This window comes from Nocardiopsis codii (assembly GCF_036327455.1).
In the GTDB taxonomy this organism is placed as follows: domain Bacteria; phylum Actinomycetota; class Actinomycetes; order Streptosporangiales; family Streptosporangiaceae; genus Nocardiopsis; species Nocardiopsis codii.
This window is the reverse complement of record NZ_JAUZMY010000030.1, coordinates 43380-57356: the sequence shown is the minus strand read 5'-3', so window position 1 is coordinate 57356 and position 13977 is coordinate 43380. Positions and strand designations below refer to the sequence as shown.

Genomic DNA, 13977 nt, shown 5'->3' with positions numbered 1-13977 from the left:
GGAGCGGAGCGGCGGCCCCGCGGGTCAGGCGGTCAGGGCCTTGACGAGCCGGTCCACGTCCTCCTCCGTGTTGTACAGGTGGAACGACACCCTGAGCCGACCGTCGCGGGTGGACGCCGCGATCCCGGCCTCGGCGACCCGGCGGGAGGCGTCCTCGGACACGGCCAGGGACACGATCGCCGACCCGGCCGGTGCGAGGTCCAGCGCCGTGAGCAGCCGGTCGCCGAGCCCCGCGTCGTGCTCGCGGATCGTCTCGACACCGACCTCCTCGACCAGCTCCAGGGCGGGCGTCAGCCCGACCCACGAGAACCACACGGGGGGCAGGTCCAGGCGCCTGGCCCCGTCGGCGAGCCGCAGGGGGCCTCCGTAGAGGGCGTTCCACGGCTCGGGGGCCGCGTACCAGTTCGCCGCCAGGGGGGCGAGGTCGGCGAGTGCCTCCGACGTCCCGGTGAGGAAGGAGCAGCCGCGCGGCCCCAGCAGCCACTTGTAGGCGCTGCACACCGTGTAGTCGACCCGCTCCAGGGGCAGAGGCAGCCATCCCGCCTGGGTGGTGTCCAGCATCAGCCGGGCCCCGTGCCCGGCGCAGGCGGCGAGCAGGTCCTCCAGCGGGGCGACGGCGCCGTCGGAGGACTGCACCGCCGAGACGGCGACCAGGGTCGTACCCGGGCCCACCTCGTCGGCCAGCCGGTCGAGCGGCACCTCGCGGACCCGGACGCCGTACGGCTCGCGGGCGAGGAAGGGGTGGACGACCGAGCTGAACTCCCGGGCGGCGGTCAGGACCTCGGAGCCCGGCGGCAGGCTCGCGGCGATCGTCCCGACGAACTGGGAGGCGTGGGCGCCGATCGCGACCCGTTCCACGGGGACGCCGGTGAGGCGGGCGTAGGCGCCGCGGGCCGCCGCGATACCGGGATCCGCGTCCCCGGGGGAGAAGCGCCCGGCGCCCACCGCGCGCAGGTGCCGTTCCAGGTCGTGGAGGGCCGTCCGCGGGGTCAGCCCGTGGGTGGCGGTGTTGAGGTACGTGGTCTCGGGAGAGAACTGCTGCTGCGCCGAGCGCAGGCGGTCGCGGCTGGAATCGTGCATGGTCCGATGCTCGCCGTCCCGGGGACCGCGCTCAAGGGCCAATCCGGGCCGGAACGGACTCCGCGGCGCCGCGGGGGCCGCCGCGGGCGTGCGGTGGGCCGGGAGGGGCCCGGGGCGCGGTCAGCTGCGGAACTTGGCCTTGGCCTCGGTGGACCCGGCCATGAGCTTGTTGAGCAGCCGGACGAGCTCCGTGCGCTCCTCGGGTTCGAGGGCCGCCGCCCAGGCGGTCTCGCGCCGGTTGTGCGCGCGGAACCCGCCGAGGATCGCCCCGTACCCGGCCTCGGTGAGGGTGAGCTGGAGGGCGCGCCGGTCGTGGGTGGCGCGTTCGCGGACGATCAGCCCGTCGCGTTCGAGGGTGTTGAGGAGCGCGGACAGGGCCGCCCGGCTCATGCCGGAGATCTCGGCCGTGGTCTTGGCCTCCATGGGGCCCGCCAGCCACAGGGCGAATATCACCCTGAACCCGGGCCAGGTGAGTCCCCGCGGGCGGTGGACGGAGGACTCCAGGTCGTAGATGACCATGCTCGTGGCCCTGTTGAGGGTGAGGACCATGCGCATGGCGTCGGCGTTGACGGAGGGGAGTTCCTCCTCGGCCTTCTGCACCGCGTAGTCCACGAATGACCAGAAGGTGAGATCGCTTGGGGGTGCGGTGTCATGGGTCACGCCGCCAAGCCTAGACCCTGGAGGGCCGCAGGGCCGTGGCCCGGGGAATTCCCGGCCCCGCGTCCGGTCCGCGTCCGCCTCCGTGTCGCGTCGACCCGGAGGGTCGCTTTGACGCCCCGGGCCGCGGTTCCCGCACCGCCGGACGGGGTGCTCCGCGCTCGTCCGCGCGGGGAGCCGGGAGGGCGGCGGGGCGCCCCGTCGCTCCGACGGGGCGGTGAGCGGTGCGTGAGGGAAGGGCGGGTGCGCGGCGTCGCCGGCGGTGGTGCGCGGCGGATCTCTGGGTAGCCTGGGGGTGTGATCTGTATCACGGGCCAGGCGGCCCCACGTCTCTTGGTCCTGTGGCGTGGCGCACGTTAGGGTCAGAATCATCAAACCTTTGATCAATTGGGTGGCCGCGGTCATCCTGAGCGAGTGAAGGGTCCTCAGACCATGGCAGCCAAGCCGTTCGCCTCATCCGCCGACACCGAGGCCAAGCCGCAGACCCTGGAGGTCCTGGCCGACGGGGTCTACGCGCTCACCGCGGAGGGCGACCCCAACGTCGGCGCCATCGAGGGCGAGGACTTCGTCGTCGCCTTCGAGGCCCTCGCCACCCCCGCCGCCGCGCGCGACTGGCTGAAGATCCTGCGCGAGCAGACCGACAAGCCCGTCCGCTACCTGGTGCTCTCGCACTACCACGCGGTCCGCGTCCTCGGGGCGAGCGCCTTCGACGCCGAGATCATCCTCACCCACGAGAAGACCCACGAGCTCATCCGCGAGCGGGGCGAGGAGGACTGGGCCAGCGAGTTCGGCCGCATGCCACGCCTCGCCAAGGACGCCGACTCCGTGCCCGGCCTGACCTGGCCCACCCAGACCTTCGCCGACCGCACCACCATCGACCTGGGCGGCGACAGGGGAGAGCTCGTCCTGGAGTACTTCGGCCGCGGCCACACCGAGGGCGACATCGTCGCCTGGCTGCCCCGGCAGAAGATCCTCTTCGCCGGCGACCTCGTCGAGGCGCAGGCCGCCCTCTACACCGGCGACGCCTTCCACAAGGACTGGGCCGGGACGACCCTGGACCGGGTCAAGGCCCTCGGCGCGGAGATGCTCGTCGGCGGACGCGGCGCGGTCAGCCGGGGCCGCGACGAGGTCGACGCCGCCATCGAGCAGACCCGCAACTTCCTCGACGTGATGATCCGCGAGGTCGGCGCCGTCCACGAGCGCGGCGGCACCCTCAAGGAGGCCTTCACCGCCACGCACGCGGCCCTGGAGGACGACTACGGCCACTGGCCCATCTTCGAGCACTGCCTGCCCTTCGACGTCTCGCGACTGTGGGACGAGTTCCGGGGCATCGAGCGGCCCGTCATCTGGACGGCCGACCGCGACCGCGAGGTGTGGGCCCAGCTCCAGGGCTGACCGCCGGCCCGGGTCCCCGGCCCGGGCCGTGCCGCGTCCCGCCGGGGCCGGCCCCGACCACCACCCACCGACTCCGCGCCCGGACCGGGGCGCCCACGCCGATCGGAGCCCGACATGCGACCTCCTGCTCCACGCGCCCCCGCCGACGCCGGCACCGATCCCGTCCTGGTGCTCGGAGCGGGACCGGTCGGCCAGACCGCGGCACTGCTGCTGGCCCGGAGGGGCGTCCCCGTCCTGCTCGTGGACGGCCGACCCGAGCGCGACGCCGTCGGCTCCAAAGCCATCTGCCAGCAGCGGGACGTCCTCGACGTGTGGGACTGGCTGGGGGCGGGCGGGCTCGTGGAGGAGGGGCTGACCTGGGACACGGCCCGCACGTTCTACCGCGAGCACGAACTGTTCAGCGTCCACCTCGCCGACCCGGGTGCCTCGCCACTTCCCCCGTTCGTCAACATCTCCCAGTCCCGGACCGAGGAGGTCCTGGACGAGCGCCTGGCCGCGGCCGGGGTGCGCACCCGCTGGAACCACCGCGTCACCGGCATCGCCCAGGACGAGCAGGGCGTCACCGTCGAGTGCGACACCCCCGAGGGGCCCGCCCTCCTGCGCGGCTCCCACGCCCTGTCCTGCCTCGGCGCCCACGGCGGCGTGGTCCGCGACGCGCTCGGGCTGTCCTTCGACGGCACCACCTTCGAGGACCGCTTCCTCATCTGCGACATCCGCGCCGACCTGCCCGGTTGGGAACGCGAACGCCGCTTCTACTTCGACCCCGAGTGGAACCCCGGCCGCCAGGTCCTCATCCACCCCTGCCCCGACTCGGTGTACCGCATCGACTGGCAGGTCCCGGCCGACTTCGACCTGGAGGCGGAGGAGGCCGACGGGAGCCTGGACAGGCGCATCCGCCAGATCATCGGGGACACGCCCTACGAGATCGTGTGGCGCTCGGTGTACCGGTTCCACACCCGCGTCGTCGAACGCATGCGCTCGGGACGCGTCCTGCTGCTCGGCGACAACGCCCACCTCGTGGCGCCCTTCGGCGCGCGCGGGCTCAACTCCGGCGTCCAGGACGCCGAGAACGCCGCCTGGAAGCTCGCCTACGTCCTCGCCGGGTGGGCGGACGAGGAGCTCCTGGAGAGCTACCACGCCGAACGCCACGCCGCCGCGCAGGAGAACGCCGAGGTCACCAGCGCCACCATGCGCTTCCTCGTCCCCCATGACGACGACGAGCACCACACCCGCGTCACCGTGCTCGAACGCGCCCTCACCGAGGACTCCGCCCGGGCCCTGGTCGACTCCGGCCGACTCGCCGAACCCTTCTGGTACACCGAGTCCGCCCTGACCACGCCCTGCCCCGAACGCCCCTTCGGCGGACGGCCGCCGCGGGGGACGACGCCCTCCCCGTGCCCGGGCGTGATCCTCCCCGACGCCCCGGTCGGCGCCCCCGGAGCCGCACCGCCCGGCACGGGTGCGGTGGAGCGCATCCGGCCGCTGCTGCGCGAGGGGCTGACCCTGCTCCTGGGCCCGGCGCCGGACGGCCTCGACCCGGACGGGTTCCTGGAAGGCGCGCGCGCCGCCGCGACGCAGGCCACCCGCGCCCCCGTCACCGCCCTGTACCTGGACGCCGTCGACACCACGGGCGCGCTCGCCGCGGCCCTGGCGCCCGAACCCGGCCAGGTGTGGCTGGTCCGCCCCGACGCCCACGTCGCCGCCGTCGTCCCCGGCCACGACCCCGGAGCCGTCGGCGCCGCCGTCCGCACCTGCCTCGGTCTCACTGCCGCGGACGGACCCGCGGCGGGCGGGGCGCCGCGGTCCCGGCGCGAACGCCCCGCCCCGACAGCCTGACTCGGCCGCCCGCCACCGGGCACGGTCCCGGCACGGGCCGGGGGACCGCAGACCAGCTCCGACCAGCACCCGAACCAGAACCGGACAGCACGGGTACGACCACCGTCGTGACCGTCTCAGCCCACGGTGAGGAGAGAACACCGCCATGGCCCACTACCGCCAGATCGGCGAGGTGCCGCGCACCCGCCACACCCAGCACCGCAACCCCGAGGGCGGCCTGTACTACGAGGAGCTGATGGGGGAGGAGGGGTTCTCCGCCGACTCCTCGCTCCTCTACCACCGGGCCATCCCCTCCGCCATCGTCGACGCCGCCGAGTGGGAGGTGCCCGACCAGGCCCGCGTCCGCAACGCGCCCATGGTCCCGCGCCACCTCCGGCTCCACGACCTTTTCACCGGTGAGGACTGGAAGGCCGCCGACGTGGTCGAGTCGCGCCGCCTCGTCCTGGGCAACGACGACGTGCGCATCTCCTACGTGGTCGCGGGCGCGCCCTCCGAGCTGTACCGCAACGGCATCGGCGACGAGTGCGTGTACGTGGAGTCCGGCACCGCCCGGGTGGAGACCGTGTTCGGCCTCCTGGAGGTCGGCCAGGGCGACTACGTCATCCTGCCCCGCGCCACCACCCACCGCTGGGTGCCCACCGGCGACCAGCCGCTCCGCGCCTACGTGGTGGAGGCCAACAGCCACATCGCCCCGCCCAAGCGCTACCTGTCCAGGTACGGGCAGCTCCTGGAGCACTCGCCCTACTGCGAACGGGACCTGCGCGGCCCCTCGGAGCCGCTGCTGGCCGAGGGCCGGAACGTCGACGTGCTCATCAAGCACAGGGGCGACGGCCCCGGCGGCATCTCCGGGACCCGGTACACCTACCCCGAGCACCCGTTCGACGTCGTCGGCTGGGACGGCTGCCTGTACCCGTACGTCCTCAACATCGCCGACTTCCAGCCCATCACCGGCCGCGTCCACCAGCCGCCGCCCGTCCACCAGGTGTTCGAGGGCCACAACTTCGTCATCTGCAACTTCGTCCCCCGCAAGGTGGACTACCACCCGGGGGCCATCCCGGTGCCCTACTACCACTCGAACGTGGACTCCGACGAGGTCATGTTCTACTGCGGCGGGAACTACGAGGCCCGCAAGGGGTCCGGCATCGGCCAGGGGTCCATCTCCCTGCACCCCGGCGGACACTCCCACGGACCGCAGCCCGGCGCGTACGAGCGCAGCATCGGCGCCGAGTTCTTCGACGAGCTCGCCGTCATGGTGGACACCTTCCGCCCGCTCGACCTGGGCGAGGGGGGCACGGCTGGCGACGACGGCGGATACGCGTGGACCTGGGCCGGAGGAAAGAGGGAGCGGTCGTGAGCGGTGTCCTGTACCGGAAGCTGTTCGACGACGCCGCGCTGTTCCCGCCCGGCAACGCGCCGATGGGCGAGGCGCTGCCCGCCCACCGGGCCCACCTGGCGGGCCCACGGGCCGCGTACGTCGGACCCTTCCTGGTCTCCGACGCCCGCGTGGCCGAACTGCGCACCGTCCTGGGCAGGGAGCGCAGGGACGGGGACGACCGGCACGCGAACCCCGGGGACCCCGGGCGGGAGGACTCCCTCGCCCCCCTCGCGGTGATCGTCACCGTCCCGGGCGGCGCGGAGGAGGTGGGGACGGCGGTCGCCGCCGTCCGCGCCGATCCGGCGCTGCGCCTGGCCGGAGTCGAGGTCGCCGCAGCACCCGGCACCACGCGCGAGGCGGCGGAGGCGCTGCGCACCCACCTGCCCGACGGCGCCGAGGGGTTCGTGGAGGTCTCCCGCGAGGGCGACGTGCGCGCCGACCTGGTGTCGCTGGTCGGCACCGGCCACAACGCCAAGTTCCGCACCGGGGGACTCACCCCCGAGGCCCACCCGGGCGAGCACGAGCTCGCGGCGTCCCTGTACACGGCGGTCGAGCTGGGCGTGCCCTTCAAGTGCACCGCCGGACTCCACCACGCCGTCCGCCACACGACCCGGGAGGGGTTCGAACAGCACGGTTTCCTCAACGTGCTGCTCGCGACCCACGTCCTCCTCGGCGGCGGCGGCGCCGAGGACGCCGCCGGCGTCCTGGCCGAACGCGACGGGGCGACCGTGGCCGGGCTCGCCGCCAAGCTCACCGACGAGGAGGCCGAGAACGTGCGCGGAGGATTCCGTTCCTTCGGCACGTGCAGCGTCACCGAGCCCCTGGAGGACCTGGTCGTCCTGGGGGCCCTGCCCGCCTCCCGGCCCCGGTGAGCCGCCCGTTCCCGACCGGTCCCTGACCGCTCCCGGGGCGGTCCGGTCCCTGACCGCCCCCGAACCACCGACCGTCCACTCCCAGAAAGCACCGCTCATGCCCGACAGCTGGCTCGACCTCGACCCGGACGCGCAGTTCGGCCTGGCCACCCTGCCCTACGGGGTGTTCAGCACCGGCCCCGACACCGAACCGCGCGTGGGCGTGGCCGTCGGAGGACACGTCCTGGACCTCGGCGGCGCGTCCCGCGCCCTGGACGCCCCGTTCACGGACACCGTGGACCGGCCCAGCCTGGACACCCTGCTGGCGGCCGGGCGACCGGTGTGGGACCAGGTGCGGTCCGCCCTCACCCGGTGGCTGACCGACCCCGCCCACGCCGACGCCGTCCGCCCGCACCTGGTGGACCGGTCGACGGTGCGCCTGCACCTGCCGTTCACCGTGGCCGACTACGTCGACTTCTACGCCTCGGAGTACCACGCCACCAACGTGGGCCGGATCTTCCGCCCCGACCAGGAGCCCCTCACCCCGAACTGGAAGCACCTGCCGATCGGGTACCACGGCCGCTCCGGCACCATCGTGGTGTCGGGCACCGACGTCGTGCGCCCCACCGGCCAGCGCAAGCCGCCGACCGAGCCCGCCCCGGTGTTCGGGCCGTCGGTACGCCTGGACATCGAGGCCGAGGTCGGCTTCGTGGTGGGCACGCCCAGCCCCATGGGCGAGCGCGTGGAGGTGGACTCCTTCCCCGACCACGTGTTCGGCGTGTTCCTGCTCAACGACTGGTCCTCGCGCGACCTCCAGGCCTGGGAGTACGTGCCGCTGGGGCCGTTCCTGGGCAAGTCCTTCGCCACGTCCGTCTCCCCGTGGGTCGTCCCCGTCGCCGCCCTGGAGGCGGCCCGGGTCGAGCAGCCCGCCCAGGACCCCGAGCCGATGCCCTACCTCCGAGGGACCCGGCCCTGGGGGCTGGACCTGTGTCTGGAGGTCCGGCTCAACGGGCACGTGGTGTCGAACCCGCCGTTCGCCCAGATGTACTGGACGGCCGCGCAGCAGCTCGCCCACATGACCGTCAACGGCGCCTCACTGCGCACCGGGGACGTCTTCGCCTCCGGCACCGTCAGCGGCCCGGAGGCCGGCCAGCGCGGCTCCTTCCTGGAGCTGACCTGGAGCGGGAAGGAACCGCTGCGGCTGCCCGACGGCACCGAGCGGGCCTTCCTGGAGGACGGCGACGAGGTGGTCATCACCGCGACCGCCCCCGGGCCGGACGGGACCCTGGTCCACTTCGGAGAGGTGGCGGGGCGCATCCTCCCCGCCCGGTAACCCGCAGGCACCGCGTCCACGGTCGCGCCGACCGCAGGCCCGGCGCGGCCGTTCGCGTGTGGACGGGGCCGCCTCGCGCCCCGGGCCGCGTTGTCCGGGCGGACGGCGGTCGGGTTCACTGGCGGCATGGTGAACTCCGAACAGCCCCGGCAGAACCCCGACATCGTGCTCTTCGACCTCTTCGACCTCTTCGGCGTCATCGCGTGCCACCAGTCGGCGGAGGGCAAGGACCGGCTGGTGGAGGCGGCGGACGCCCCCGGGCCCGCCTCCGCCTTCTGGAAGGCGTACTGGGACCTGCGGCCCGACTACGACCGTGGCGACGTGGACGGTCCGGGCTACTGGGGGCGGATGGCCCGGGCCCTGGGGGCCCGCTTCGACGACCGGCGGGTCGCCGCCCTGGTGGAGGCCGACATCGCCAGTTGGAGCGCTGTCGACGCCGCCATGGTCTCGCTGGTCGCGGAGCTGGCGGACTCGGGCCGGACCGTGGCGCTGCTCTCCAACATCCCCGAGGAGCTCGCGGCCCACTACGAGGCGGAGCAGCCCTGGTTCGGGCGCTTCCGGGTGCGGGGCCTCTCCTGCCGCATCGGCCACGCCAAACCCGAGGAGGGCGCCTACCTCTGGTGCAGGGAGGCCCTGGGAGCGGACGCGGGGCGCATCCTCTTCGTGGACGACCGGGAGGAGAACGTCCGCGCGGCGGAGGGGACCGGCATGCGCGGCCACGTCTTCACGTCGCGCGACCGTCTGGTGCGGGCCCTCGGCCGGTAGCGGCCGTACGGCGAACGGGCCGGACGGCAGCAGCTGCCGTCCGGCCCGTTCGCGGGGGAGCGGGGGTCCTCGCCGCCTACCCGGCGGACGTCACCCGGCCGGTGATGGCGTCCAGGTCGTCGTCCCGGGTCTCACGGCTGATCAGCAGGGCCACGAGGGTGATCACGCCGACCAGGACGAGGTAGCCGCCGACCCAGGCCAGGCCGAAGGTGCCCGCGAGCCAGGTCGCGATGTAGGGGGCGAACGAGGCTCCGAGCAGGCCCGCCATGTTGTACGCGACCGAGGCGCCGGTGTAGCGGACGTTGGTCGGGAACAGCTCCGGCAGGACCGCCGCCATGGGGCCGAAGGTCAGGCCCATCAGGGACAGGCCGATGATCAGGAAGGCCATGACCCCGACCGTGCCGCCGCTGCCCATCATCGGACCCATCGCGAAGCCGAAGACGATGATCGCGACGGTGACCACGATGAGGGTGGGCTTGCGGCCGAACCGGTCCGCCAGGAGTCCGGAGATCGGTGTGAACAGCGCGAAGAACACCACGCCGATCATCAGGAAGACCAGGAAGTGCGAGCGCTCGTAGCCCAGGCCGGCCTCGGGGTCGGTGCCGAAGCCCAGGGAGAACACGGTCATCAGGTAGAACAGCACGTAGGTCGCGACCATGATCAGGGTGCCCAGGACGACCGCCCGCCAGCTGGTGCGGAACAGTTCGACGATGGGGGTCTTGACCCGCTCGCCGGACGCGACGACCTTCGCGAACGCGGGGGTCTCGTGCAGGGTCAGTCGCACCCAGAGGCCGACGACGATCAGCAGCGTCGAGAGCAGGAACGGCACCCGCCAGCCCCAGGCCAGGAACGTCTCGTCGCTCATGGTCTGGGTCAGGATCAGGAACACGCCGTTGGCCAGGAAGAACCCGATCGGTGCGCCCAGCTGCGGGAACGTGCCGTAGAAGCCTCGCTTGCCGGCGGGGGCGTTCTCGGTGGCCAGCAGCGCCGCGCCACCCCACTCACCGCCCAGGCCGAGCCCCTGGCCGAACCGGCAGATCGCCAGCAGGACGGGGGCGAGGACGCCCACCTGCGCGTAGGTGGGCAGTACGCCGATGCCGACGGTCGCGATGCCCATGGTGAGCAGGGACGCCACCAGCGTGGCCTTGCGGCCGATCCGGTCGCCGAAGTGTCCGAACACCCAGGAGCCGATGGGGCGGGCGACGAACGCGATCGCGAAGGTGGCCAGCGACTGGAGCCGCGCCGCCAGCATGTCGCCCTCGGGGAAGAACAGCAGCGGGAAGACCAGGACCGCGGCCGTCGCGTAGATGTAGAAGTCGTAGAACTCGATGGACGTGCCCACGAGGCTGGCCGTGAGGACCTTGCGCTTGGGGTTGGTCGGTGGTTCGGCCAGGTCTGGTGAGCGTGGGGCGACGTCCGTCATGGGACTTCTTTCCAGGTCAGTGCGGTGTTGATGGCTGGATGCTAGTCGCGGTGGACACTATGTGAAACATTTGTCTCGCTATGTGGACAATGGGAGTGCTTGCGTCCACCCGTCGGCACGGGCGTGGAGCGTGCGCGGGCCGCTCGTTCCGGGCGTTGCCGTCCCGCTGGGTGAGACGTGTCACGCGGGGCCGGCGCGCCCTCCCGTGCGCCGGGAGGGGCGGAGTCGCAGCGGGCCGCGGTCCGCGGCGCACGCGCGGCGTGGAGGCGTTCGGCGGAAGACGCGTCCCCCGCCTCACCCGCGGGGCACGGTCCCCGTGGACACCACCCGCGTACAGTTCGCCCGGAACCGCTTGACCAGCTCGCCGTTGGGGCGGTCACTGCGCTCCACCCACTCCCGGGCGGCCTCCTCGGTCGCCCCGCCCGACACCTGGCGCCGGTGCAGCCTGCGCTCGCGCAGCCCGTCGTCGGCCTCCACGTACCAGAGCTCGGCGAACAGCCCCCGCAGCGCCGCCCAGGGCTCGTCGTCGCTCGCGAGGTAGTTGCCCTCGGTCACTACCAGGAAGGTGTGCGGATCGACCACGTGCCGGGCGGCCACCGGCTCGTGCAGGGCCCGGTCGTAGTCCGGGACGTAGACCGGATGGTCCGTCTCGGTCAGCAGCCGGCGCACCAGCGCCGCGTACCCGTGCGCGTCGAAGGTGTCCGGCGCCCCCTTGCGGTCGAGCCGGCCCAGGCGGTCGAGCTGGGCGTTGGACAGGTGGAAACCGTCCATGGGCAGGTAACCGGCGGTGCCGGGCCCCAGGACGCGGCCGATCTCGGCCACCAGGTGGCGGGCGAGCGTCGACTTCCCCGCGGCGGGAGGGCCGGTCAGGCCGAGCACGGCCCTGCGGTCCCCGCCCGCGGCGGCCTCCCGGGCCAGGGCGAGAGCGTCGGCGACGAGCTGTTCGGGCATGGGCACGAGCCTATGCTCCGGAGGGCCCCTGCGTCCGCCCCGCCCCCGGACCGTTTCCGGTGTCCGTCACCGGGACGGGCGCGGCTGGGAGGGGGCACGGCGGGGAGGCCGCGCCGTCCGACCGCAGGCCCGACAGGCACACCCCGACCACGGTGTCGGCGAGTCCGGCCAGGGGGACGGCGGGATCCATGAGCCACTGGACGAGGCAGCCCTCGATCGCACCGACCACCACGGTCGCCTCGGGTTCTCCGATCCCGGGGCGCAGGTCGCCCTCACCGGCGGCCTCGCGCAGCAGGCCGGCGACCGCGCCCCGGTACTCGCGGTAGACCGTCGCCATGTCCAGGGGGGCGGCGTCCCCTCTGTGGCGGCCCGCCGCCCAGAGGTCGACCATCACGCGGGTGAGCTCGGGTTCGTCCGCGAGCATGGCGACCGCCGAGCGCACGAGGCGGGTGAGCCTTTCGACGGCCGGGACCCCCTCCGCGGTGGTGTGTCCGAGCACGCCGGCGGAGCGGTCGGCCAGCCGTGCGAAAGCGGCGGCCAGCAGGTCGTCTCTGCTGCTGAAGGAGAGGTAGACGCTGCCCTTGGCGATCCCCGCCTCGGCGGCGACGTCCTCGATCCGGGTGGCGGCGAACCCCTGCCGTGCGAAGACGCGCACGGCCGCGGACAGGATCTCCTCACGCCGCGCCGACCGGTCGACCCTCTTCGGTGCCATGGGCTCCCCTCTCCGCCTCCCCCTGTGCCGCTCCGGGGAGCATATGGCCCAACAGGAGCTTGACGAGCATGACGGGGGCCAGCCACGCCAGGGCGTCGGGCGCCGGCAGGAACAGCAGCGCGGCGGCCGAACCGGTCCCGGTGGCGCAGAACGCGACGGGCACGCGCAGGGGGAGCGGTGTGAGGCCGACGGCCACCGCGCAGGCCAGGGCGTACAGGTACAGGGCGGCGGCGGCCCACCAGGCGAAGCCGGGCACGAACAGGGCCAGGGCGAAGGGCTGGAGGTGGAGGGCCACGAACCCCGCGTGGTGGCGGAGGCCGCGTCCGGGCGCGTGGTGGCGACGTTTGGCCGCCGAGGTCGAGGTGGCCGCGGCGCCGCCGAAGAAGTCGAAGGCGACGAGCCCGGTGACCGCGGTCGCCGCCGGGGGCAGGCCCGCGGCCAGGCAGGCGCCCACGGCCAGGGCGGTGCCCGCCAGGGCTGAGACCAGGGTGGCGGCGACCTCGCCGGGGGAGGGGTCGGAGCCGACCAGGGCCGCCGTGGCCCGCCGCCGGGTACGGGCGAGGGGGCCGGGGCGTGACGTTCTCCGGGGGGTGGCGCGCGGCCCGTGTCCGGGTGCGGCGGGCGCGAGGGGGCGGGGGCGGTCGGTCGTCACGGCGTCTCCGATCCTTGAATGACTGACTGGTCAGTCATAATAACGTTTGGAGAGCCGCATGAGAAGGGGCCGGCGCCGGAGGATCTCCGGCGCCGGCCCCCCGCAGGTCGTACGGGACACGACCGCGGCTGTCGGGAGTACGGCTCAGGGGGCGTGGCCCACGTAGGCCAGGGCCTGGCGCAGCAGCACCCCCTGGCCGCCCGTCATCTCCTCGCGCAGCTGCGCGCTGGTCGCCTCCTCCGGGGTGAACCACTCCAGGTCCAGTGCGTCCTGCCGCGGCTCGCAGTCTCCCGAGACCGGGACGATGTAGGCCAGTGCCACCGCGTGCTGGCGCGCGTCGTGGAACGGGGTGACGCCCGGGGTGGGAAAGTACTCGGCGACCGTGAACGGCTGCGGCGAACCGGGGATGCGCGGCAGGGCGACCGGGCCCAGGTCCTTCTCCAGGTGCCGGAGAAGGGCGTCGCGCACCCGCTCGTGGTACAGCACGCGGCCGGAGACGACCGAGCGCTGGAAGCTTCCGTCGGGGGTGGCGCGCAGGAGCAGGCCGACATGGGTCACCTGGCCCGCCTCGTCCACCCGGACGGGTACCGCCTGGACGTAGAGGACGGGCATCCGGCCCCGGACGCTCTCCAGTTCCTCGGGGGCGAGCCAGCCGGGCTGTGTGTCGGCGGTTTCGGTCATCGGGTGCGCGGTGGGTGCCCCCCGGCCGCGGGGCCGGGCTGCGGTCACCGCTCCCTCCCTTCGTCTTGCTGTCCCTGAGGTCGGCCCGGGGGTCCCGCCCGTGGGCGCGGACACCGGGTGTCACATGTACTGCTTCTACCGCATTCACGACCGTAAAGCACGGTGCGGAGCGGGTTTCGGGAGTGTCCGAGAGAGATGAGGAAGGGTCCGGAGTCGCGGACCCCGCCGCCGCGCGACCCGGCATCTCAGGACAGGGTGACACCAAC

13 protein-coding genes are annotated in these 13977 nt (G+C 73.6%); 6 read left to right on the top strand and 7 right to left on the bottom strand.

Translation table 11 applies throughout. The annotated features are described in order from the left end of the window. Positions 1-24: 24 nt before the first annotated feature. The gene (locus Q8791_RS25225; RefSeq protein ID WP_330094294.1) at positions 25-1080 is read right to left on the bottom strand and encodes an aminotransferase class V-fold PLP-dependent enzyme; all 1056 of its coding nucleotides are present in this window, start codon (positions 1078-1080) and stop codon (positions 25-27) included. A gap of 120 nt (positions 1081-1200) precedes the next feature. Beyond that, positions 1201-1740 (bottom strand): MarR family winged helix-turn-helix transcriptional regulator, encoded by a 540-nt coding sequence (locus Q8791_RS25220; RefSeq protein ID WP_330094293.1) that lies wholly within the window; start codon positions 1738-1740, stop codon positions 1201-1203. Positions 1741-2169: 429 nt separating this feature from the next. On the opposite strand from Q8791_RS25220, the gene Q8791_RS25215 reads away from it, so the two are divergent. The 6 genes from Q8791_RS25215 to Q8791_RS25190 all read left to right on the top strand — a co-directional run bounded on the left by Q8791_RS25215 (position 2170) and on the right by Q8791_RS25190 (position 9292). Continuing rightward, positions 2170-3132 carry an MBL fold metallo-hydrolase gene (locus Q8791_RS25215; protein WP_330094292.1) on the top strand — a complete coding sequence of 321 codons (963 nt, stop codon included), beginning with the start codon at positions 2170-2172 and terminating at the stop codon, positions 3130-3132. Positions 3133-3246: 114 nt separating this feature from the next. Next, the gene (locus Q8791_RS25210; RefSeq protein WP_330094291.1) at positions 3247-4968 is read left to right on the top strand and encodes an FAD-dependent monooxygenase; all 1722 of its coding nucleotides are present in this window, start codon (positions 3247-3249) and stop codon (positions 4966-4968) included. Between the two features lie 145 nt (positions 4969-5113). Further along, a complete protein-coding gene (locus Q8791_RS25205) occupies positions 5114-6322 on the top strand; it encodes a homogentisate 1,2-dioxygenase (protein WP_330094290.1) in 1209 nt (402 codons plus the stop codon). Continuing rightward, entirely contained in the window at positions 6319-7215 is an 897-nt protein-coding gene (locus tag Q8791_RS25200; protein WP_330094289.1) for a hypothetical protein, read from the top strand. The genes Q8791_RS25205 and Q8791_RS25200 overlap by 4 nt, the downstream gene beginning before the upstream one ends. Before the next feature lie 97 nt (positions 7216-7312). After that, on the top strand, positions 7313-8527 hold the full coding sequence (gene fahA / locus Q8791_RS25195) for a fumarylacetoacetase (protein WP_330094288.1): 1215 nt from the start codon (positions 7313-7315) through the stop codon (positions 8525-8527). Positions 8528-8653: 126 nt separating this feature from the next. Continuing rightward, a complete protein-coding gene (locus tag Q8791_RS25190; RefSeq protein WP_330094287.1) occupies positions 8654-9292 on the top strand; it encodes an HAD-IA family hydrolase in 639 nt (212 codons plus the stop codon). 76 nt (positions 9293-9368) lie between these two features. Here Q8791_RS25190 and Q8791_RS25185 read toward each other — a convergent pair whose 3' ends face one another. The 5 genes from Q8791_RS25185 to Q8791_RS25165 form a co-directional block, all read right to left on the bottom strand. Beyond that, positions 9369-10715 carry an MFS transporter gene (locus Q8791_RS25185; protein WP_330094286.1) on the bottom strand — a complete coding sequence of 449 codons (1347 nt, stop codon included), beginning with the start codon at positions 10713-10715 and terminating at the stop codon, positions 9369-9371. Between the two features lie 294 nt (positions 10716-11009). Next, positions 11010-11666 (bottom strand): nucleoside/nucleotide kinase family protein, encoded by a 657-nt coding sequence (locus tag Q8791_RS25180; protein WP_330094285.1) that lies wholly within the window; start codon positions 11664-11666, stop codon positions 11010-11012. Between the two features lie 10 nt (positions 11667-11676). Next, positions 11677-12378 (bottom strand): TetR/AcrR family transcriptional regulator, encoded by a 702-nt coding sequence (locus Q8791_RS25175; RefSeq protein WP_330094284.1) that lies wholly within the window; start codon positions 12376-12378, stop codon positions 11677-11679. Next, positions 12341-13030: a hypothetical protein gene (locus tag Q8791_RS25170; protein ID WP_330094283.1), complete on the bottom strand. Its 690-nt coding sequence runs from the start codon at positions 13028-13030 to the stop codon at positions 12341-12343. Before Q8791_RS25170 ends, Q8791_RS25175 begins: the two co-directional genes overlap by 38 nt. A gap of 144 nt (positions 13031-13174) precedes the next feature. Continuing rightward, positions 13175-13711 (bottom strand): NUDIX hydrolase family protein, encoded by a 537-nt coding sequence (locus Q8791_RS25165; protein ID WP_330094282.1) that lies wholly within the window; start codon positions 13709-13711, stop codon positions 13175-13177. Positions 13712-13977: the final 266 nt, after the last annotated feature.